Annotated in this window: 21 protein-coding genes; 8 read left to right on the plus strand and 13 right to left on the minus strand. The window is 68.6% G+C overall.

Features of this window, described 5'->3' with window-relative positions; translation table 11 throughout:
- Positions 1–15 precede the first annotated feature (15 nt).
- From IEY68_RS01550 to IEY68_RS01560, 3 genes are all read right to left on the minus strand, one after another.
- Positions 16–534, minus strand: coding sequence for an FxsA family protein (locus tag IEY68_RS01550; RefSeq protein ID WP_058855630.1), 519 nt, complete (start codon positions 532–534; stop codon positions 16–18).
- 107 nt (positions 535–641) lie between these two features.
- A complete protein-coding gene (locus IEY68_RS01555) occupies positions 642–1,301 on the minus strand; it encodes a response regulator (protein ID WP_058855800.1) in 660 nt (219 codons plus the stop codon).
- Between the two features lie 27 nt (positions 1,302–1,328).
- Entirely contained in the window at positions 1,329–2,498 is a 1,170-nt protein-coding gene (locus IEY68_RS01560) for a sensor histidine kinase (protein WP_058855629.1), read from the minus strand.
- Between the two features lie 244 nt (positions 2,499–2,742).
- On the opposite strand from IEY68_RS01560, the gene IEY68_RS01565 reads away from it, so the two are divergent.
- The 3 genes from IEY68_RS01565 to IEY68_RS01575 all read left to right on the plus strand — a co-directional run bounded on the left by IEY68_RS01565 (position 2,743) and on the right by IEY68_RS01575 (position 6,516).
- The gene (locus tag IEY68_RS01565) at positions 2,743–3,510 is read left to right on the plus strand and encodes a TSUP family transporter (protein WP_058855628.1); all 768 of its coding nucleotides are present in this window, start codon (positions 2,743–2,745) and stop codon (positions 3,508–3,510) included.
- A 100-nt stretch (positions 3,511–3,610) separates the two neighbouring features.
- The gene (locus IEY68_RS01570) at positions 3,611–5,116 is read left to right on the plus strand and encodes a TldD/PmbA family protein (RefSeq protein ID WP_082681491.1); all 1,506 of its coding nucleotides are present in this window, start codon (positions 3,611–3,613) and stop codon (positions 5,114–5,116) included.
- A 17-nt stretch (positions 5,117–5,133) separates the two neighbouring features.
- Entirely contained in the window at positions 5,134–6,516 is a 1,383-nt protein-coding gene (locus IEY68_RS01575) for a metallopeptidase TldD-related protein (protein ID WP_058855799.1), read from the plus strand.
- A gap of 159 nt (positions 6,517–6,675) precedes the next feature.
- Here IEY68_RS01575 and map read toward each other — a convergent pair whose 3' ends face one another.
- A complete protein-coding gene (map, locus tag IEY68_RS01580) occupies positions 6,676–7,443 on the minus strand; it encodes a type I methionyl aminopeptidase (protein ID WP_058855626.1) in 768 nt (255 codons plus the stop codon).
- Between the two features lie 73 nt (positions 7,444–7,516).
- Between map and IEY68_RS01585 the strand changes: the two genes are divergently transcribed.
- Together IEY68_RS01585 and IEY68_RS01590 are read left to right on the plus strand one after the other, a co-directional pair.
- A complete protein-coding gene (locus IEY68_RS01585; protein WP_058855798.1) occupies positions 7,517–7,780 on the plus strand; it encodes a helix-turn-helix transcriptional regulator in 264 nt (87 codons plus the stop codon).
- A 331-nt stretch (positions 7,781–8,111) separates the two neighbouring features.
- Positions 8,112–8,873, plus strand: a complete 762-nt coding sequence (locus IEY68_RS01590) for an alpha/beta fold hydrolase (protein ID WP_058855625.1) — start codon at positions 8,112–8,114, stop codon at positions 8,871–8,873.
- 159 nt (positions 8,874–9,032) lie between these two features.
- Here the strand turns inward: IEY68_RS01590 and IEY68_RS01595 are convergent, their stop codons facing one another.
- From IEY68_RS01595 to IEY68_RS01625, 7 genes are all read right to left on the minus strand, one after another.
- Entirely contained in the window at positions 9,033–9,401 is a 369-nt protein-coding gene (locus IEY68_RS01595) for an Imm8 family immunity protein (RefSeq protein WP_082681456.1), read from the minus strand.
- Positions 9,401–9,982 (minus strand): hypothetical protein, encoded by a 582-nt coding sequence (locus tag IEY68_RS01600; protein ID WP_156426259.1) that lies wholly within the window; start codon positions 9,980–9,982, stop codon positions 9,401–9,403. The genes IEY68_RS01595 and IEY68_RS01600 overlap by 1 nt, the downstream gene beginning before the upstream one ends.
- A 155-nt stretch (positions 9,983–10,137) precedes the next feature.
- Positions 10,138–10,938, minus strand: a complete 801-nt coding sequence (locus IEY68_RS01605) for a polysaccharide deacetylase family protein (protein ID WP_058855622.1) — start codon at positions 10,936–10,938, stop codon at positions 10,138–10,140.
- 56 nt (positions 10,939–10,994) lie between these two features.
- Complete coding sequence (locus tag IEY68_RS01610; RefSeq protein ID WP_058855621.1) at positions 10,995–11,321, minus strand: Scr1 family TA system antitoxin-like transcriptional regulator; 327 nt, start codon at positions 11,319–11,321, stop codon at positions 10,995–10,997.
- 81 nt (positions 11,322–11,402) lie between these two features.
- Positions 11,403–11,645: a hypothetical protein gene (locus tag IEY68_RS01615; RefSeq protein WP_058855620.1), complete on the minus strand. Its 243-nt coding sequence runs from the start codon at positions 11,643–11,645 to the stop codon at positions 11,403–11,405.
- Positions 11,646–11,691: 46 nt separating this feature from the next.
- Entirely contained in the window at positions 11,692–12,636 is a 945-nt protein-coding gene (locus IEY68_RS01620; RefSeq protein WP_063916175.1) for an endonuclease/exonuclease/phosphatase family protein, read from the minus strand.
- Positions 12,637–12,796: 160 nt separating this feature from the next.
- Positions 12,797–13,624 (minus strand): mycofactocin-coupled SDR family oxidoreductase, encoded by an 828-nt coding sequence (locus IEY68_RS01625; protein WP_058855619.1) that lies wholly within the window; start codon positions 13,622–13,624, stop codon positions 12,797–12,799.
- Between the two features lie 242 nt (positions 13,625–13,866).
- Between IEY68_RS01625 and IEY68_RS01630 the strand changes: the two genes are divergently transcribed.
- Positions 13,867–15,102 (plus strand): cytochrome P450 family protein, encoded by a 1,236-nt coding sequence (locus tag IEY68_RS01630; protein ID WP_058855618.1) that lies wholly within the window; start codon positions 13,867–13,869, stop codon positions 15,100–15,102.
- Between the two features lie 107 nt (positions 15,103–15,209).
- On the opposite strand, the gene IEY68_RS01635 is transcribed toward IEY68_RS01630, so the two are convergent.
- Positions 15,210–16,415 carry an MFS transporter gene (locus IEY68_RS01635; RefSeq protein WP_058855617.1) on the minus strand — a complete coding sequence of 402 codons (1,206 nt, stop codon included), beginning with the start codon at positions 16,413–16,415 and terminating at the stop codon, positions 15,210–15,212.
- A 27-nt stretch (positions 16,416–16,442) separates the two neighbouring features.
- Complete coding sequence (locus IEY68_RS01640) at positions 16,443–17,501, minus strand: ABC transporter substrate-binding protein (RefSeq protein ID WP_058855616.1); 1,059 nt, start codon at positions 17,499–17,501, stop codon at positions 16,443–16,445.
- 161 nt (positions 17,502–17,662) lie between these two features.
- On the opposite strand from IEY68_RS01640, the gene IEY68_RS01645 reads away from it, so the two are divergent.
- Positions 17,663–19,252, plus strand: coding sequence for an FAD-dependent oxidoreductase (locus tag IEY68_RS01645; RefSeq protein ID WP_058855615.1), 1,590 nt, complete (start codon positions 17,663–17,665; stop codon positions 19,250–19,252).
- A complete protein-coding gene (locus IEY68_RS01650; RefSeq protein WP_058855614.1) occupies positions 19,249–19,602 on the plus strand; it encodes a 4Fe-4S dicluster domain-containing protein in 354 nt (117 codons plus the stop codon). The genes IEY68_RS01645 and IEY68_RS01650 overlap by 4 nt, the downstream gene beginning before the upstream one ends.
- The last annotated feature ends 69 nt before the right edge of the window (positions 19,603–19,671 follow it).

A 19,671-nucleotide genomic window follows, 5' to 3' on the forward strand; every position in this document is an offset into this window, starting at 1 on the left:
CACAGGTGTGCCGAGCTAAGCCGGCTCGCCCTGGTTCCGCTGTTCCGTCGCCGCCGGACGCAGTTCCAGGGTGGTACCCGATTTCGGCCGCTCGTCGGTGTACCACTCGCTCACCACGACACCGTCGACGATATCGGCGTCGATCACCGTGGGCCGATACGGCGCGGCGGCGGCGATTTTCGCGACCCGCCGCGCCGCCAGGGCGGCCAGGACGGGGCGGAACAGTGCGCGCGTCGGTGGGAGCAGCATCAACAGCCCCACCACCGAGGTGACCAGACCGGGGACGAACATCAGCAGGCTGCCCAGTCCCACCAGCGCGCCGTCGGCGACCGCGGCACCGGGGGTGATCTCGCCGCGAGACGCACGGCGGAATTGCTCACCCACCCGTCGCCACTGTGATCCGAGCAGCAACATGCCGGCGGCGGAGCTGACGATCAACAGCAGAATCGCGGGAATCGCGCCGAGCCAGGCGACGACGGCGGTGAAGGCGGCGATCTCGACGACGAGGTAGACGAGGAAACCAAGGGCGGGCATGGGCGAACCTTTCGGTCGGACTACCCGTGCAACGAACGAGATGTCCGTTTTGCTCCCGGACCCTGTGAGTCGGATCCCGAAGCCTCCGGCCACCCGGCCCCGGCCTCTCAGCCGCCCGGTCGCACCAGCCCGGTTTCGTAGGCCAGCACCACCGCTTGCACCCGGTCGCGTAGTCCCAGTTTGGTCAATACCCGGCCGACATGGGTCTTCACGGTCGCTTCGGACAGGAAGAGCTGGCCGGCGATCTCGGCGTTGGAGCGACCGGCGGCGATCTGTTCGAGCACCTCGCGTTCCCGGGTGGTCAGCACGTCGAGGATCTCCGGATCGCGCGAGGGTGCGGGCTCTTCGGCGATCAGCCGGTCGAGCAGGCGTTTGGTCACCTTCGGCGACACCACCGCGTCCCCGGCCGCGACACTGCGGATGGCCGAGATCAGATCTTCGGGCGGGGTGTCCTTGAGCAGGAAGCCGCTCGCGCCGGCGCGCAGCGCGCCCAGTGCGTGTTCGTCGAGATCGAAGGTCGTCATCACCAGGACCCTGGTGCCGTGATCGGCCTCGATGATGCGGCCGGTGGCGGTGACCCCGTCCACGACCGGCATCCGGACATCCATCAGCACCACGTCGGGGACCAGTTCGGCGGCGCGGGCGACAGCGGTGGCACCGTTGTCGGCCTCACCGACCACTTCGATATCGGGATGCGCGCCGAGCACCATTTTCAGCCCTACGCGCATGAGTTCCTGGTCGTCCACAACGAGCACGGTGATCGGCACGGAATCCAATGTAGTGGCGGACGCTGCCTATTCCGGATCCGGTGTCGACAGCGGAATCCGCGCGTACACCCGCCAGGCGCCGTCGGGCCGGCGCCCGGCCTCGAGGCTGCCGCCGAGCACCGCCATCCGTTCGCGCATACCGGCCAGGCCCAGTCCGCTGCCCTGAATACGGTCTTCCGGCCGCACCGGCACGCCGCCGGAGTCGGTGACCTCCACCTCGATGTGATCGGGGTGGCGTCGCACTCGCACCCACGCCTTGGGATGGGCGCCGGCGTGGCGGAGAGTGTTGGTCAGCGCCTCCTGCACGATGCGATGCGTACCCAGGCTGATCTCGGGCTCGACGCCGTCCAGTTCACCGGACAGTTCCAGCTCGACCGCCAGCCCCGCGTCCCGCATCAGCTGCACCACCGCCGCGAGCCCCGCCGTGCCGTGCTGGGGTACTTCGTCGGGAGCGTGTTCGGTCCGTAGCAGCGCGACGGTGCGACGGAGTTCGCGCAGGGCCTCACGCCCGGTTCCGGCGATGGTGACCAACGCCTGTTCCGTGGTGTCGGGGTCGGTGCGCAGGGCGAATCGCGCGCCGTCGGCCTGGACGATCATCACGCTCACCGCGTGCGCGACCACATCGTGGAGTTCCCGGGCGATCCGGGTGCGCTCGGCCGAGACCGCGTCGTGTGCGCGGCGTTCCCGATCGGAGTCCGAGACTGCGAGCCGGGCCGCCACCTCGGCGTCGTAGGCGCGGCGGGCACCGGTGAACTCCCCCAGCGCCCAGCACAGAGCGAAGAACACGGAGAGAAACGCACCGTCACCGGCCTTGAATCCGCTCACCAACGCCATCCCGTAGGCGGTGTCGGCGACCAGCGCCAGGACGTACCAGAGCCCGGCGCGCCGGCCGACGTAGGCCACCAGCGTGTACAGCATGATCCCGTGACCGAGCAGCGCGCCGTGCACCGTGGGGTCGCCGACGATATAGCCGATGGTGCTGGCGCAGAACGACAACGCCATGAACGTCACCGCCATCGCCCGCGGGTAGATCCGGCGCAGCGCGATCGGCAGCGGGATGAGCACCGAGAACACCAGGAATGCGGGGAGGTTGGTGCTGTCCCGGGCCACCGCGAGGTCGAGGAGCAGCAACATCACCGCGAGCACGGAGTCGGCGAAGATGGGGTTGTCTCGGAGCCACAAACTGAACCGGCGCACCCGCCCAGCCTAGATTGCCGATTCCTCGGTCGAGGTCGGTGTTCGTAGGCGAGCGCCTTGCCGGAGAGGACCTCGTCGCGAGCAGGACCTGCCCGGACCGGATCAGGTGGTGCTGACGCGCGCCGGGGTGCCAGTCATCCTGCGGCGGAGCGCGGCAGGACTCTGGGCGCAGACACCGGGCGAGCAGCCACGGTATGCGTGAGCGGGTGACCGGAACCCGCAAACCGTCTGGTTTGCTGGGCGGGTGGATGTGACCGACTGGCTGATGCTGCTGCCGGCCGCGGCCGCCGCCGGCTGGGTGGACGCCGTGGTGGGCGGCGGCGGACTGATCGTGCTGCCGACCCTGCTGCTGGTGGCCCCCGGCCTCCCCCCGCAGACCGCGCTGGGCACCAACAAACTGTCGGCCGTCGCGGGGACCGCCGCGGCGGCGGCCACCTTCGCCCGGAAGGTCCCGATCCAGTGGTGGTTGCTGATACCCGCCGCGGTGCTGGCGGCGGCTACCGCGGCCGCGGGCGCGGCGGCGGTCTCGCTCATCGACCGGGACCTGTTCATCCCGATCGTGCTCGCGGTGCTGATCGCGGTGGCGATCTTCGTGACGGCCCGGCCGTCGATCGGGATCACCCTGGCCACCCATCCGCCGTCGCGGCGCAAGGTCGTACTGGTGGTGGCACTGGCCGCCGGCCTGATCGGCGCCTACGACGGCCTGCTCGGCCCCGGTACCGGAACATTTCTCATCATCACCTTCGCCACCCTGCTCGGCACCGAGTTCGTGCGAGCGGCCGCGATGGCGAAGGTGATCAACTGCGGCTCGAATATCGGGGCGCTGATCTACTTCGGTTCCACCGGCCATGTGTTGTGGGCGCTGGGTGGGGCGATGGCGCTGGCCAATATCGCGGGCGCGGTGGTGGGTTCGCGGATGGCCCTGGACCGGGGCGCGGAGTTCGTGCGCGTGGTGTTGCTGGTGGTCGTGGTGGCGATGGTGATCCGGTTGGGCTGGCAGCAGTTCGGCTGAGCACGGGCACACCGCCCGCGATTCGCCGCGGCGGACTAAGTTGTGCAGAGTGACGGCGACAACCTCCACCGAATCGGGCGGCCTACCGCCCGGACACGATATCGATCCGGAGTTCGCGGACCTACCGTTGACGGCGCTGGCGGAGGCGGCCCTCTCGGCGGCCCGCGCGGCCGGGGCCGAACATGCCGATCTGCGAGTGCACCGGTTGTGTACGCAAACACTGCGGTTGCGCGACGGCCGGGTGGAGGCACTCACCGATACTGTCGAGCTCGGGTTCGCGGTACGCGTTATCGTCGACGGGACCTGGGGTTTCGCCTCGCACGCGGCACTGACCAGGGAGACAGCGGCCGAGGTCGCGCGCTCGGCGGTGGCCGTGGCGACCACCTTGCGCGCGCTGAACCGGGAACGCGTCGAACTCGCCGCCGAACCGCGCTACGAGAACGCGCGCTGGATCTCGGACTACCGGATCGATCCGTTCACCGTCGCCTCGGCGGACAAAGTGGCCCTGCTACAGGACTATTCGGGCCGCCTCACCGCCGCCGACGGTGTCGATCACGTGACCGCGACCCTGTTGCAGGTCAAGGAGCAGACCTACTACGCGGACACCGCCGGCTCCTCGATCATCCAGCAGCGCGTGCGCCTGCAGCCGCAACTGGAAGCGATTACCGTCGATACCGCCTCGGGCGCCTTCGAGACCATGCGCACCCTGGCGCCGCCGGTCGGCCGGGGCTGGGAGTACGTCACCGGCGCGGACGAAACCTGGGACTGGGATACCGAACTGGCCCGGATCCCGGAATGGCTCGCCGAGAAGGTGAAGGCGCCGACCGTCACCGCCGGGCCCACCGACCTCGTGATCGACCCGACCAATCTGTGGCTCACCATCCACGAATCCATCGGTCACGCCACCGAGTACGACCGTGCCATCGGCTACGAATCCGCCTACGCCGGAACCTCTTTCGCGACCCCGGACCTGCTGGGCACATTGCGCTACGGCACTCCGATCATGCATGTCACCGCCGACCGGGTGCAGCCGTTCGGGTTGGCGACCGTCGGTTACGACGACGACGGGGTGGCCGGTCAGCGCTGGGATCTGGTGCGCGACGGAGTGCTGGTGGGGTATCAGCTCGACCGGGTCTTCGCGCCACGGCTGGGCCTGGAGCGTTCCAACGGCTGTTCCTACGCCGATTCCCCGCATCATGTGCCGATCCAGCGGATGGCCAACGTCTCGTTACAACCCGATCCCGACGTAGATACCAGCACCGCGGAGCTGATCTCGCGGGTCTCCGACGGGATCTTCATCGTCGGCGACAAGAGCTGGTCGATCGATATGCAGCGTTACAACTTCCAGTTCACCGGGCAGCGCTTCTTCCGGATCCGCGACGGAGAGCTGGACGGTCAGCTGCGCGATGTGGCCTATCAGGCGACCACCACGGATTTCTGGGGTTCGCTGGAGGCGGTCGGCGGCCCGTCGACCTGGCAGCTGGGCGGTGCGTTCAACTGCGGTAAGGCCCAGCCCGGCCAGGTCGCGGCGGTCAGCCACGGCTGCCCGTCGGTGCTGGTGCGCGGAGTGAACGTACTCAACACCCGGACGGAGGCAGGGCGATGACAGTCATCGGTGCGGGTGTGCTGCCCGCGGGCACGGTGGTCGAGCAGGCCCTGGCCGCGTCGCGGGCCGACGAGGCGATCGTCATCGTCACCGACGAGTACGAGGCCTCGCTGCGCTGGGCCGGGAACTCCATGACCACGAACGGCGCCTCGGTATCGCGGCGCTGGTCGGTGGTCTCGGTGTTCCGGGACGGTCCGCGTACGGCGCGGGTCGGCAGCGTGGCCTCGACCAGTGTCGACCCCGCCGATATCGAGGCCGTGGTCCGGGCCAGCGAGGAAGCCGCCCGAACCGCCGAACCGGCCCGCGATGCCATGCCGCTGTTGGACGCGGATTCGGCGCCCGCGGCCCCGGACTGGGAGCAGGCCCCGGCCGGCACCGGAATCGATGTGTTCACCGGCCTGGCGGGCGACCTTTCCACCGGTTTCGACGGCACCGACCGCCTCTACGGATTCGCACACCATCAGGTGCAGACCACCTGGCTCGGGACCTCCACCGGTATCCGGCGCCGCTACACCCAGCCCACCGGATCGGTGGAGATCAACGGCAAACGCGGTGACGGCGTGGCGCCGGCCAGCGCCTGGGTCGGCGCCGGCACCACCGATTTCACCGATGTGGACACCCCGGGTCTGCTCGCGGAGCTGTCCCGGCGACTGGACTGGTCGGCGCGCCGGGTGGATCTGCCTGCCGGACGGTACGAGACGCTGCTCCCGCCGTCGGCGGTCGCCGATCTGCTGATCTACATGTACTGGTCGATGGAGGGCCGGGGCGCACAGGAGGGCCATACCGCCTTCGCCGCCGCGGGCGGTACCCGGGTCGGCGAGAAACTCACCGATATCCCGCTGACGCTCTTCTCCGATCCGGAGGCGCCCGGCCTGCAATGCCTGCCGTTCGTGGTCACCCAGGCCTCGTCGGAGACGGTATCGGTGTTCGACAACGGCTTGCCCGGGCAGCGGGTGGACTGGTTGCGCGAGGGGGCGATAGCCGATCTGGTGTACCCGCGGGCCATCGCCGCCGATTACGACACCGCCCCCACCGTCCCGGTGCAGAATCTGCTGCTCACCGGCGGTTCCGCGGCGACACTGGACGAGATGATCGCCCGGACCGGACGCGGTCTGCTGTTGACCACGCTCTGGTACATCCGCGAGGTCGACCCGGCCACCCTGCTGCTCACCGGCCTCACCCGCGACGGCGTGTATCTGGTCGAGAACGGCGAGGTCACCGGGGCGGTGAACAATTTCCGGTTCAACGAGAGTCCACTGGACCTGCTGCGCCGGGTCACCGAGGCCGGAGCCACCGAACTCACGCTGCCGCGGGAATGGAAGGACTGGTTCACCCGCACCGCCATGCCGCCGCTGCGGATTCCGGATTTCCACATGTCGTCGGTGAGCCGGGCGACCTGAGCCCGGTCGGCGTGGCCTTCGGTCGCGAGCGCCCAGCAGTCCATCTCGGGCAGTCACCGCGGCGTGGTCGCCATCAGCTGTCCGCCCGGGTGTGCGGTGCGCGCACCTCCTCGTGGCCGGCTGTCGCGGCCGGCACGCAGCGTGCCCGGCGCCGATCCGTCAAGCTGCCGCGGTGAGAACCCGGGGACCGTCGGCGGTGATGGCGACGGTGTGCTCCGAATGGGCCGTGCGGGAGCCGTCGGCGGAGCGGATGGTCCAGCCGTCCGCGTCGGTGACGATTCGGTCGGTGGTCGCGGCGAACCACGGTTCCAGGGCGAGCGTGAGCCCGGGCCGCAGCCGGAAGCCCCGGCCCGCGCGCCCGGCGTTGGAGACGTGCGGGTCCTCGTGCATGGTCCGGCCGAGCCCGTGACCACCGAATTCGGTATTCACCGGATAGCCGTGGGCAGCGGCGACGGCCGAGATGGCGGCCGAGATATCACCGATCCGGTTACCGGGCTGGGCGGCTTCGATCGCCGCCGCCAGGGCTTCTTCGGTGGCCCGCACGAGGCGCAGATCCTCGGCATCGGCCGTTCCGACGATCACGGTGGTGGCCGCGTCGGCGACCCAGCCGTCGATACCCAGCGCGAGGTCCGCGGTCAGCACATCACCGTCGCGCAGCGCGTAGTCGAAGGGCAGGCCGTGCAGCACGGCATCGTTGACCGATAGACAGACCGTATTGCGGAACGGCCCCCGCCCGAACGAGGGCGCGTAGTCCCAGTAGCACGACACCGCGCCCCGCTGCCGGATCCGTTCGCGCACGATCATCTCCAGTTCCAGCAGGTTCACCCCCACCGCCGCGACCGCGCGCAGCTCCGCCAGGATCTCGGCCACGAACGCGCCCGCTACGCGCATCCGCTCGATCTCGTCGGGCGATTTCAATTCCACCATGACAACCTCCACAGTCCTCGGTATTTCTATACCGTCATTGCGGTACATTAATACCACTCCTAGAGTGGAGGGCATGGTCCGCCTACCCCTCACCGCCACTCAGATAGACGCCGGCCGCCGCCTCGGAGCCCGATTGCGTATCGCCCGCGATGGGCGCGACCTCGCCGAGGTCGCCCGCGCGGCCGGTATCTCCCCGGAGACTCTCCGCAAAATCGAAACCGGCCGCCTCCCCTCACCGGGCTTCGGCACCGTCGTTTCCCTGAGCCGCGTCCTCGAACTCCCCGTCGAGGAGCTGGCCGAGATCTGGACCGCGGACAGCTTCGCCGAAACCGCCTGACCGGCCGAACCGCGTTACGGCGGGGCCGGCCGGCGGCACGGTTCCCGGCTCGCCCGTTCGGCGACGCTTGCCGTATTCGTCGATTCGATTTCGTCGCGCATTCGGTCATGGCCGACGTGATCGCCCGCAGCAGGTCGGGTCGGTGGGCAGAAATAGGTTGGACGGGATTCGGTGCAAGTTGATAGCGTGCGCGAGACCGTGACATCACGCGAGGAGGTGAGACCCATGAACGCAGTAACCAGGTGGGTGCTCCCACTCGTGTTCACGGTTCGGCGATAGACGTAGGTGTCGCCGGGAGCGCCTGAACAAGGCAATCCCGAAAGGCAACACCATGCGTTTCACCTCTGAGACATCGTCGAACGGTGTCATCGAACGTCATTTCATTCTGGATGAGATCACCGGCGTGCTCTGGTCACCCACATCCGGAACCGTCGGCGCACCGCTGCTGCTGTCGGGTCACTCCGGCGGTATGCACAAGAAGGCGCCGGGGCTGGTAGCCGGGGCATTCCACAGCGTGACCGCCTACGGATTCACCGTCGCCGCCATCGACGCGCCCGGACATGGTGACCGGCCGCGAAACCTTCAGGATCAACGGTGGGCCGAGGCGATCCATCAGGCCCGGGCGGCGGGCGAGCCGATCGCCCCGATCGTCATCGATTACAACATGTCGCTGGCGGAGCGTGCGGTGCCGGAATGGCAGGCGACGCTGGACGCCCTGCAGGCACTGCCCGAGATCGGCGGCCAAGCCCCGATCGGCTACGGCGGCATGACGTTGGGCGTCGCGACCGGGCTGACGTTGACGGCGGTCGAAGCCCGGATCGCTGCCCTGAGCCTCGGTGGGGTCTTCGTGTCCGACGCTCTGATCGAGGCGGCAGGAAAGATCACCGTCCCGGTCGAGTACCGGATTCCGTGGGACGACGAGGAATTCGACCGCACATCCGGGATCGCGTTGTTCGACGCCTTCGCCTCGAAGGAGAAGATATTGCACGCCCACTCGGGCAGGTACAACCAGGTGCCCGAATACGAACGCGTCAGCGCGGCCCGGTTCTTCGCCCACCACCTCGGCCGGGCAGCCGATACGGCTTCGGACTGACGTGAACAGGTATCCGCGTCCGTCCCCGCGCCGGACGCGGATACCGCCGGGGCCGCGCTTCTGCCGGCCTGGATCAGAACAGCGTGTGACATACCCGCTACGGCCGGTAGCCGGTGCGTCCGAATTGGGCGAGATCGGCGTCGATGTCGACCGACGGGGCTATTCGCCCGCCTCCCGACCAGGTCGATAATCGGCGAATTCCCAGCGTGCGATCCGGCCGATGACGCCCGCCAGCGCTTGCCAGGTGGGGCGTTCGAGATCACGCAGGAAATCGTCGATGTACCGGCGCACCACGGCGATATCCATGCGGTCGAGTACGAGAGCGCGTCCGGCCGGGTCGAATCCGCGCCTCCCCGCGTCCACCCCGCCACTCCCGGCGGCACGAACGACGAGATCGAACGCCTCCTCCCCCGCGGCGCCCGCCGGGCCGATCATCAACTGCACCAGCAGAGCATCGGCCGCACCCACCGCCGCCGGATCCGCGAGATCGGCATCCGGGCTGTACATCCCCTTGAGCTCCGCTCTCATCACCGCTCGATCTCCAGATGCGCATTGCTCTCCCAATGGCGGGCGGCCGCCGACCGCGACTCGTAGTTGGCCTCCACACCGCGCCCGGAGGGCTTCTGCTGCGGCGGGCGATACTGCCGCAAGCCGTCAGCGCTGACCCACCGATAAGCGTCGCCGTACGGCAATCGGCGTGGCTCGGCGCCCACCCAGGCCAGACCGGCGGCGTCCGCTTCGGGCCGGCCCGCCCGGCCGATCCCGAAATTTCCGCCGTGCGACCCCGCACTCCGGACGATCGCGACCACTCGCCGCCGATCGGGGCGCGCGGAGGTCCGCTGCCCCTCCGGCCCGCTCGTCGACGCCGGACCGTCCCGCTCGCGGTCCGGATCGACCACGCGCAGCGGAACCCCTCGGTGTTCGGGCGGCTCGGTCCCACGGATCCGCGCCGCGCCCGCGGCATCCCCCGATGCAAGCGTCCGGGGCCCGGCCCCGGGCCCGGAGTCGATCAGATCGTCGACTTCGGCCCGGACCTTCCGGACGTAGGACTGTAGGTAGGTGGACAGACGATTCGCGAACGCGACGTACTCGTCCGGAATCCGCGACACCGGCACCCTTCCGAAAATTCGAAAATGACACCGGTCAGTCTATTTTATAGCGTCCAATCATTGCTCATCGGCGATCGATGCAGGTAACAGCTGTCGAGCCGAATCGAATTCCGCTGCGTGATACCGGCGCAAACCGAGCGAGAAACCGCGATGAGTCAGGCCACCACCAGGACATCGTCGAGTGTGACCAGCGAGAGGTTGCGTTCCCGGATGATGTCCACCAACTGCCCGTAGCAGCGGGTGACCGGCGGGAAGTTCGCGTGCCCGATGACGATCGCCTGGGAGTTGAAGTACTTGTGCGCGCACTCCACCAGGTACTGCTCGGTGATGAGGCCGGAATCGGACAGGGAGCCGTACCACATGACCGGGACGGTATACCCCAGGTCGGCGGCGATCCGATCGACCGTGGCATTGCGCCGACCGAACGGCGGCCGATAGTACGGAGCGCCGGTGACTCCGAAAGTGTTGTGCAGGAACAACTTACAGCGTGATATCTCGTCGGCGACCGTAACCTCCGAGACGGCGGTGAGATCGGCGTGCGCCCAGGTGTGGTTCGCGAGCTGCACCTGCCCGGATTCCACCAGCGGACGCAGTTCGTCCCGATGCGTATGCCAGGAGTCGTAACCGGCGGTGACGAAAAAGGTGAAGCGAGCACCGGTATCCCGGGCGAACCGGAGATAGGCGCCGACGACCTCGGAACTCACCCCGTCGTCCACCGTGAGCGCCATACTGCTGCCCGGCCCGGGAAGCGCGGTGATCACACCGGCCGGAATCGGCGTGCGTGGACCGCCCGGCGGGGGTGGCAGCAGCGGGGACAGCGGTGGAACCGGCGGGTCCGCAGCTTCCGGTACCCGCACCTCGCCCGCCGAGGCCGATTCGCCCTGAGCGGCGTTGCAGCCGGTCAATGCCGCCACGGTGCCCGCGGCCAGCAACGACAACACCCGACGCCTGTCCATTGCCACCCCGATCGCATCGTGCTACCGACAAGATCTGTTGACGCATGCTCGAGCGTTCAGGACTCTACCGGCGTCGACGGAGCAGACCACGGATCGCCACGCAAGCGATTCGGCGACGATGCGACGAGCGGTACGACACGGATCTCGACACCCGGGGCTTCCGACAACTCGACAGGGTGCGCGATCTGCTCGGCGATCACCGCCGAACTGCCCACCCGTCGACGGTCGAGCTGACGGTCGAGCTGACGGTCCGCCTCGGCCGTGGCGGCGTTCGGCAGCAACGCCCAGGTCAGAGCTCGGCGATACGCACGTGTTGGGAGCAACCCCGGAACGACCGTGGTCTGCCAAGAGGTCGCCCAGGTGGCTGCCTCCTCCCGTTTCATCCCCTCACGATATCGGGGTCCCGCGCCGAATCGCCCGGGTGCGCGCCGAGTTCGTCACCGCGCGACACGGGTCGCGCGGGCTCAGTGCTTGCGTTTGGAGGTGGTGGGTTTGCTGGGCTTCTTCTTGCTGTTGTTCTTACCGTCGCTGTCGGGCTCCCATTCGTAGCCGGGAGTTCCGTTCTCGCAATACGAATCGGCGACCTTGGTATCGGTCGCGTCGAATTCGCACCAGCGTTTGCTGCTACAGGCGACCGAGCCGAGACCGGCCGCGAGGGCGATCACCATGATGCCGGTGACGGTGCGCAGACGGATGCCGGAATACATGTTCTCTCCTGGTTTTCGAGGGGAAGGTCGGGCGCGCGGTGGCGGGTCAGGGGGTGAGCCGGAGGCGGGCCACGACAGCGCGGTGGTCCGTACCCGCGAGGGTGAACGTGCTGATGTGATCGGTGGTGCCGCCGGACACCAGAATATGATCGATACCGATCAGCGGACCCCAGGTTCGGTCGGCCGGATAGGTGAGCAGCCTTCCCGCCCCGGCCTGTGCCGCGGCGGCGGCGAAATCGCCACTCACCAATCGCCGGAAGGCCGCGTGATCACTGGTTGCGTTGAAATCGGCGCCGACCACCGCCGGGCCCGACGATTCCCGCAGAATCGTATCGACCGCGCTCATCTCCCTAGCCCAGACCACCGAGTCCGCCGTCGGCGGGAGCGGGTGGAACGCGTAGACCGCGACCGGTCCGAGAGCGGGATGGGTGAGTGTCGCAGACAAGTTGCCCAGGACGAACTCCTGGTGCCGCACCGGATCCGACAGCGGGAAGCGGCTGTAGATACCGGTGCCACCGCCACCGGGACCGGGATCCAGATAGCTGTACGGAAGCAGGGTGCCGAGACCGGCCGCCACCAACGCGTCGACGGCTTCGGGGGTGAGTTCGTCCACGGTGAGCACATCGACGTCACGTGCGCCGACCGCGTCGACGAGCGCGTTCGTATCGGCGCCACCGAACAGCAGATTCGACTGCAACACCGTCAGTTCGGCGCCGGTGGCGGCCCGGCTGTCCGGAACGAACAGCGGCAGCTGGGTCCACAGCACACCGGCCAGTACGATCACCGCGGCCGCCGCGCTACGCCAGCCGCGCGCGGTCAGGAACAGCAGTAGCGCGACCACCGTCGCGAGCATCAGGTAGGTCGCGCCGGAGGCCAGCAGGATCAGCTCCCGTCGCTGCCAGCCCCCGAGATAGAGGGCGATCCCGAGCACCCCGGTCAGCAGCGCACACCACCCCGCGCCGAGCAGCACCCGGCGGACAACTCTGTGCATCACAACCGCAAATCTATCCGGCGCGCTCGAGAGAACCTTGCGAAGTCCTTGTAGTCACTCCCGCGGTTCCCACTCGGTCGCTTGGCATACCAGGTCCAGGTGGCCGCATGCAGCCCGAAGCGCCCCGGGGACGACGGCCCCGCCTACATCGAACCGCTGCTCAGAGTGCCCCGCCCGCGTCGATCAACTGAGTGGTTCCGGTGATATAGCGGGCCTCGTCGGAGACCAGGTGCAGCACGGTCGCGGTGATGTCCTCCGGTTCCAGGGCCGCGACCGGGAGCCGGTTGAGGGTGCGGGCAGCTTCTTCGAAATCGGCCCGGTCCGGCTCGGCGAGATCCGGGCGGAAGAGGCGGTAGGTCGCCTCGTTGAGGATCATTTCCGTGGCCACGGTCGTCGGGTGCACGGTGTTCACCCGGATATTGTGCGGGGCGAGTTCTTTGGCCAGCACTTTCATCAACATGACCAGGCCGGACTTCGACGCCGAGTAGTGGGCGGTGTTCTCGTTGGCATGGAACGCGGCCAGCGAACTGGTGATCACCACGGAACCGCCGCGACCACCCTCGATGACATGCGGGACGGCGGCCTTCAGCGATTTCCACACCCCGGTGAGGTTGATATCGATCATGTCCTGCCAGACGGCTTCGCTCATCTCCAAGGTCGGGGCCGGGCTGGAGATTCCGGCATTGGCGACGACGATATCGAGGCGGCCGAACGCCTCCACGCCTGCCGTGACCGCTGCGGACAGGGCGGCGAAATCACGGACATCGGCGTCGCGGGCGACGATGCGGCGACCGGTGGCCTCCACCAGCCGTACCGTCTCCGCGAGGTCATCGGCGCCGGACAACGGGTAAGGAACGGTGGCGACCCGGGCCGTCGTATCGACGGCCACGATATCGGCGCCCTCCTGAGCGAACCGCAGCGCATGCGTTCGTCCCTGGCCCCGCCCGGCGCCGGTGATGAATGCGACCTTGCCGCCCAATTTTCCCATGAGTTACTCCGTATCCGCACCGAATGTGCACCTTCTACCGTAGATCCGACAATATGACACCCACTGTCGAAAGTCGATGACCTACTGTGCCCACCAGCGGCAACCCACGCGCAACCTCTCCGCCGGGAAATGACCTATGATCTTGGTGCCCGCAGCGCAGCGGAACCGGCCGAACCACCTCCCGGGGCGACGCTTCTCGATCGCCCCTGCCGTTGTCTGCCGACATGCTTGGAGCACTCACCATGAACACGCCGCTCGACCCCGTGCCGCCGCAGGTGCCCGGACGGGACGACGAACAGCGTGTCGCACTGTATTCCGCCGAATTCGCCGCCGATCCGCACCGTGTGTACCGGGAGATGCACGCACGCTACGGCGCACTGGTGCCGGTGGAGCTGGCCCCCGGTGTACCCGCGACGCTGGTGATCGGCTACCGCGCCGCGCTGCGCATCCTCAACGACCCCGGCCGTTTTCCCGCCGATCCGCGTCACTGGGAGAAGACCGTCCCCGCCGACTGCCCGGTGCTGCCGGTATTGCAGTGGCGTCCGAACGCCCCGCGCAGTGCCGGCGCCGAGCACACCCGCTACCGGGGCGCCACCACCACGGCGCTGAACGGGGTCGACCTGCACGCGCTGCGCGGTACTGTCGAGCGCTTCGCCGTACCGCTGATCAACTCGTTCTGCGCGACCGGTTCGGCCGACCTCGTGGCCCAGTACGCGTTTCCGCTGACCTTCGAGGTCATCAACGCGATGCTCGGCTGCCCACCGGATATCAGCGCGCGCGCCGCCGCCGCGACCGCCGCCATCTTCGACGGGGTCGACTCGGAGAAAGGCAACCTGATGTTCGGGGAGGCCGTGCGGGAACTGGTGGCCGCCAAGGGCTCCGAACCGGGCGACGACGTCACCACCCGGTTGCTGCACCATTCCGCCGGACTGGACGACACCGAGATGACGCACCAGGTGGTCGCCCTCTACGGCGTCGGGATGGGGCCGATGCAGAGCCTGATCATCAACACCCTGTCCCTGATCCTCACCGACGACAGATTGGCCGACGAAATGCTCGGCGGCGCCCTGTCCACCCGGGACGCACTCGACGATGTGCTCTTCGACGACCCACCCCTGCCCAACGCCAGCGTCACCTACCCCCGCCAGCCGATCCTCGTCGACGATGTCTGGCTACCCGCGCATCAACCGGTGGTGATCAGTCTCGCCGGATGCAACAACGATCCGGAGATCCGCGACGGTAACCACATCGGCAACCGGGCCCATCTGGCCTGGGGCGCCGGCCCGCATGCGTGCCCGGCCCAGCCCACCGCCTACCTGATCGCCCAAGAGGCCATCGACCAATTGCTCGACGCACTGCCCGAGATACAGCTGGCGGTGCCGGTGGAGGAGTTGGTCTGGCGGCCGGGGCCGCTGCACCGCACACTCGCAGGACTACCGGTCACCTTTCCACCCACACCACCGCTGCCCGTCGGCTGACGCAGAAGGAGCCGCCGACGCACCGGATCCGCTCGCAGGCAGGTACCGATGTGGCGGGCGATATCGCGCAGGCGGGCAGCTTCGCTCCGGATGCCGGGTCCGACCCGCTATCGGGAGACCAGATCGGGAGCGGGCCGGCCGGGGGCCGGGACGAATCGCGGGATATAGCGGAACATCACCCCCGCGCCGGTCGCCGAGACGACACCCAGCGCCGCCACCGCTACCCCGAGCGCGACCACCGTGGCCGCGGCACCGGCAGCCAACGGCCCGAGGAACATTCCGAAATCGTGGGTGAGCCGCCAGGCCGCCAGGAACTCCGCGCGGGTGGCCGCCGGGGCCACGTCGGCACCCAGCGTCATGATCACACCGTTACCGAAACCGTTGCCGATCCCCATGATCACCGCCACCGCGCCGATGGTCCACACATCGTGGGCCAGCGGGAGCAGGAAATAGGACAGCGCGATGATCAGCAACGAGGGCACCGCGATGAACCGGCGGCCGTAGCGGTCCATCAACTGCCCGGCCGGATAGGAACACAGCAGATCGAACGCGGCGCCGACACCGAAAACCAGCGAGGCCGACGCGGCGTCCAGGCCGATATGGTCGGCCCACAGCGGCAGCGCCGCCTCCCGCGACGCCCGCGCCGCGCCCATCAGCAGCGACCCGGCGCCCAGCGTCGCGAGCAACCCGCGATGCCGGCGCAGAATCGTACCGAGCGAGACCCCGCCGACCGGGGCATCGTGGGCCCGGGGCGGATCGGGCACCCGCGACATCAGATAGCCGGAGATGACCACACCGGCCAATTGGACAGCGAATCCGCCGCGCGTCCCGATCCCGAGAATCACCAGCGCACCGACGAACGGCCCGATGAGAAATCCCAGCCGCCACATGAGTGCGAAGGTCGCCATGGCCCGGGCTCGCATCGGCGCCGGTACCACCTCGGCGAGATAGCTCTGCCGGGCCAGCCCCCACACCGCGTTCGACACTCCGGTCAGCAGGGCGCCGACCGCCAGCACCCCGGGGGTCCACGCCAGCAGTGACAGGAGCACACCGGCGGTGCCGATCATCGATCCGGCGATGATCGAGCGACGCTCCCCGAACCGGGCCACCACCCGGCCCGCCGGGAGATCGCCCAGTACCGCGCCGAGACCGACGAGGGCCACGATCACCCCGGCCACGCCTACCGAGGCGCCGAGATCACGTGCGGTCAGGGCGATCACGGGGGAACCGGCACCCTGGCCGATTCCGAACACCGCGGACGGGAGGAAAACGGTGGGCAGCAGCGGGCGCAGCGTTGTCCAGGTGGAGGTCATATGTTCGGCTCGGTCGCTACCGGCCGGCTACCCGATCACCTTGCCGTCCGGTCCGGCGTTCTCCGGATACGTGCCGTTGGCGTACGGGTTGAACTCGTTGGTGTAGAGGTCTTTCGCGGCCAGCTTCCCGCTCTCCACCTCACCGTTGCGGACCAGCCAGTCGACCCACAACTGGATCTCCTGCTCGCGCACCACACCGCCGGGTCCGGCGACGCCGGTGCTCTTCCAGTAGTCAGCCTTGTCCGCGCTCTCACCCTCACGTCCACGCCGGGTGATGATGTCCTTGAATTTCGCGATCACCTGATCGCGCGGTGTGGTCTGCGCCCAGCGGATGGCGCGGGCGGTGCCCCGGGTCAGATCGGCCACGGCGTCACGGTTCCGGGCCAGGAAATCGTCACGGACGATATAGGTGCCGTAGCTGAAGGCGCCGAAGAGGTCGCCGTCGGTGAACAGCGGCCGGACTCCGCCGCGCGCCACCGCTTCGTCGCGCCAGATATCGAACAGCGCGACAGCATCGATCTGCCCCTGGCGCAGCGCCTGCTCCGCATTCACCGGCGGCACGACTGTCAGCTCCACCTGCGCGATCTCGTCGTTGCTCAGCCCCTGCTGGGCCAGCCACTCCCGCGCCACGAACTCGTGGTGCGCACCGAGGGTATTCACCCCGAACTTCTTGCCGATCAGATCGCGGGCACTGCGGATCGGGCTGTTGTCCAGCACGTAGTACCCGGTGAAATTCTCCTTGTCCGAGCCGTAGTAGCTGATCACCGAGGTGATCGGTGAACCAGCCGCGGCGAGTTTGACAACGGCGCCGTTGAACGCCCCGCCGATATCGGTGGCACCGGTGGCCGCGGACTGGATGTCCTGCGGGCCGCTGGTCGTATTGCCGACCCAGTCCAGGGCGACCTTGTCGAAATAGCCCAGATCGGCGGCGAGCTCGGGATAGGTGACCTGACTTGCCCAGCCCTGGTACCGGATGAGCGTTCTACCGTCTTCGGTCGTCCGGGCTTCCGACGAGGTGCCGCACGCCGACACCAGAGAGACGGCCGCGAGCACCGCGAAGAACAGGGCCGGCACACGTTTACGCATGGCGTGATCATGACGGCACCGGCGATCGGCGACGAGATTTGCACTACCCGCGATTCCAATCGTTGTCCGCCCGGACGACCCGGTGCAGCCTGACATTCGTCACTGTGACCCGCGCTGCGCCGAGGTGGACGCGGTCACCGCGCACGGAACGAGGGGTTCTTATGACGGATGTGCACGAGTCGAGCGCCGATGTTCTCGTGATCGGCGGTGGTCCCGCCGCCACCTGGGCGGCCCTGCGTGCCGCGCGCGCCGGCGCCGATGTGGTGCTCGCCGACAAGGGTTACTGCGGAACCAGCGGCGCCACCGCCTCGGCCGGTACCGGCGTGTGGTACGTCCCGCCGGACCCCGTCGAGCGCGAGGCCGCGATCGCCGGCCGCGAGAGCCTGGGCGGCTATCTGGCCGATCGACGCTGGTCGGCACGGGTGCTGGACGAAACCTACGATCGGCTGAACGAACTCGCCGAGGAAGCCCGCTACCCGTTCCCGGTGGGACCGGACGGTAGGCAACTGCGCAACGGGTTACAGGGCCCGGAGTACATGCGGCGGATGCGGATCCGGGTGCGCCGCGCCGGAGTACGTATCCTCGACCACAGCCCGGTCACCGAACTCCTGGTCGATGCGGCGGGTGCTGTCGCGGGAGCCGCGGGCTATCGGCGGCAGGCCGGGAAGAGTTACCGGGTGCAGGCGGGCGCGGTGGTGCTGGCGACCGGCGGCTGCGCCTTCCAATCCAAAGCGCTGGGCTGCGATGTGAACACCGGCGACGGCGCGCTGTTCGCCGTGGAAGCCGGCGCGGAACTGTCCGGGATGGAGTTCTCCAACGCCTACGGCATCGCGCCGGAGGGGACATCGGTGACGAAGACGGCGTTCTACCATTTCGCCACCTTCTATCGCGCCGACGGCAGCGTGCTCGAGGGCGCCAGCGGCCGCCATCGCTCCCCCATCGCGGCGGAACTGTTGCACGACAAGGTTTTCTGCTGCCTCGACCAGGCCGGCGAACCGGCCCGAGCGGCCATGCGCCGCGCCCAGCCGAATTTCTTCCTCACCTTCGACCGGCTCGGCATCGACCCGTTCACCGATAGATTCCCGATCACATTGATCGCCGAGGGCACCGTACGCGGCACCGGCGGTATTCGCCTCGTCACCGATGAATGCGGTACCAGCGTGCCGGGTCTCTACGCGGCCGGCGATGCCGCGACCCGCGAACTGATCTGCGGCGGGTTCACCGGCGGCGGCAGCCACAATGCCGCCTGGGCGATCTCCTCGGGCACCTGGGCGGGCGCGGGAGCTGCCCGGTACGCGCTGGCGCTCGGCGCCGGAGCCGCGGGCCGCCGGGTGACCGGGATCGGCGCGGTCGGTGCCAGGCCGGAGGGCCGCCGGATCGACCGTGATCCGCGCCGGGTGGTGGAGGCGGTGCAGCGCGAGGTCCTGCCCTACGACAAGAACTACCTGCGCCGGGGCAGTGTGCTCGCCGATTCGCTGATCACCCTGGACACGATCTGGACGGATATCCGCGAATCCCTGGGCGGCGACGGTGAAGAACGGGTGCGTACCCGGCAGGCCGCGGCCATGACCGCGCACGCCCGCTGGATGTACCGGGCGGCACTGGCGCGCACCGAGACCCGCGGGATGGCGAAACGGCTCGATTTCCCCGACCAGGATCCCGATCAGCACCATCGGCTGATCACCGGTGGCCTGCACCGGATCTGGGTCCGGCCGGAACAGGCGGCGATCCCCGCGGCGGTGGCGTCGTGATCGAACTCGTCTCCGCGCAGCGCTGCATCGCCTGCGATAAATGCATCGCGGTCTGCCCGACCAATGTCTTCGACCGCGGCACCGACGGCATCCCGGTGATCAGCCGGCACAGCGATTGCCAGACCTGCTTCCAGTGCGAGGCGAACTGCCCGGCCGACGCGCTGTTCGTCTCCCCCCGCACGACCCCGGAACCCGAATCCTCGGCGGCCGGTGACCAGGACGAACTGGTCCGCAGCGGACTACTGGGCAGCTATCGTGCGCAGATCGGCTGGGGTAAGGGCCGCAAGCCCGGCACCCTCCAGGCACTCGGCCCGGCACTCCAGCCCAACGGAGCACCGCTCACCAGCTGACCGGGTCCGAATACCGTATCGCGACGATCCCGGGCGCCGCGCCGCTCGATTCGACCGCGGCGCGGTTCG

Source organism: Nocardia jinanensis, assembly GCF_014645735.1.
Taxonomy (GTDB): domain Bacteria; phylum Actinomycetota; class Actinomycetes; order Mycobacteriales; family Mycobacteriaceae; genus Nocardia; species Nocardia jinanensis.

Bases quoted from the DNA above. Each gene is read 5' to 3' on its own strand.
- IEY68_RS01645 (WP_058855615.1), top strand. From the start codon at position 17,663: ATGACGGATGTGCACGAGTCGAGCGCCGATGTTCTCGTGATCGGCGGT.
- IEY68_RS01550 (WP_058855630.1), bottom strand. From the start codon at position 534: ATGCCCGCCCTTGGTTTCCTCGTCTACCTCGTCGTCGAGATCGCCGCC.
- IEY68_RS01625 (WP_058855619.1), bottom strand. From the start codon at position 13,624: ATGGGAAAATTGGGCGGCAAGGTCGCATTCATCACCGGCGCCGGGCGG.
- IEY68_RS01635 (WP_058855617.1), bottom strand. From the start codon at position 16,415: ATGACCTCCACCTGGACAACGCTGCGCCCGCTGCTGCCCACCGTTTTC.
- IEY68_RS01590 (WP_058855625.1), top strand. From the start codon at position 8,112: ATGCGTTTCACCTCTGAGACATCGTCGAACGGTGTCATCGAACGTCAT.
- IEY68_RS01615 (WP_058855620.1), bottom strand. From the start codon at position 11,645: ATGTATTCCGGCATCCGTCTGCGCACCGTCACCGGCATCATGGTGATC.
- map (WP_058855626.1), bottom strand. From the start codon at position 7,443: ATGGTGGAATTGAAATCGCCCGACGAGATCGAGCGGATGCGCGTAGCG.
- IEY68_RS01595 (WP_082681456.1), bottom strand. From the start codon at position 9,401: ATGAGAGCGGAGCTCAAGGGGATGTACAGCCCGGATGCCGATCTCGCG.
- IEY68_RS01630 (WP_058855618.1), top strand. From the start codon at position 13,867: ATGAACACGCCGCTCGACCCCGTGCCGCCGCAGGTGCCCGGACGGGAC.
- IEY68_RS01585 (WP_058855798.1), top strand. From the start codon at position 7,517: ATGGTCCGCCTACCCCTCACCGCCACTCAGATAGACGCCGGCCGCCGC.
- IEY68_RS01640 (WP_058855616.1), bottom strand. From the start codon at position 17,501: ATGCGTAAACGTGTGCCGGCCCTGTTCTTCGCGGTGCTCGCGGCCGTC.
- IEY68_RS01605 (WP_058855622.1), bottom strand. From the start codon at position 10,938: ATGGACAGGCGTCGGGTGTTGTCGTTGCTGGCCGCGGGCACCGTGGCG.
- IEY68_RS01620 (WP_063916175.1), bottom strand. From the start codon at position 12,636: ATGCACAGAGTTGTCCGCCGGGTGCTGCTCGGCGCGGGGTGGTGTGCG.
- IEY68_RS01610 (WP_058855621.1), bottom strand. From the start codon at position 11,321: ATGAAACGGGAGGAGGCAGCCACCTGGGCGACCTCTTGGCAGACCACG.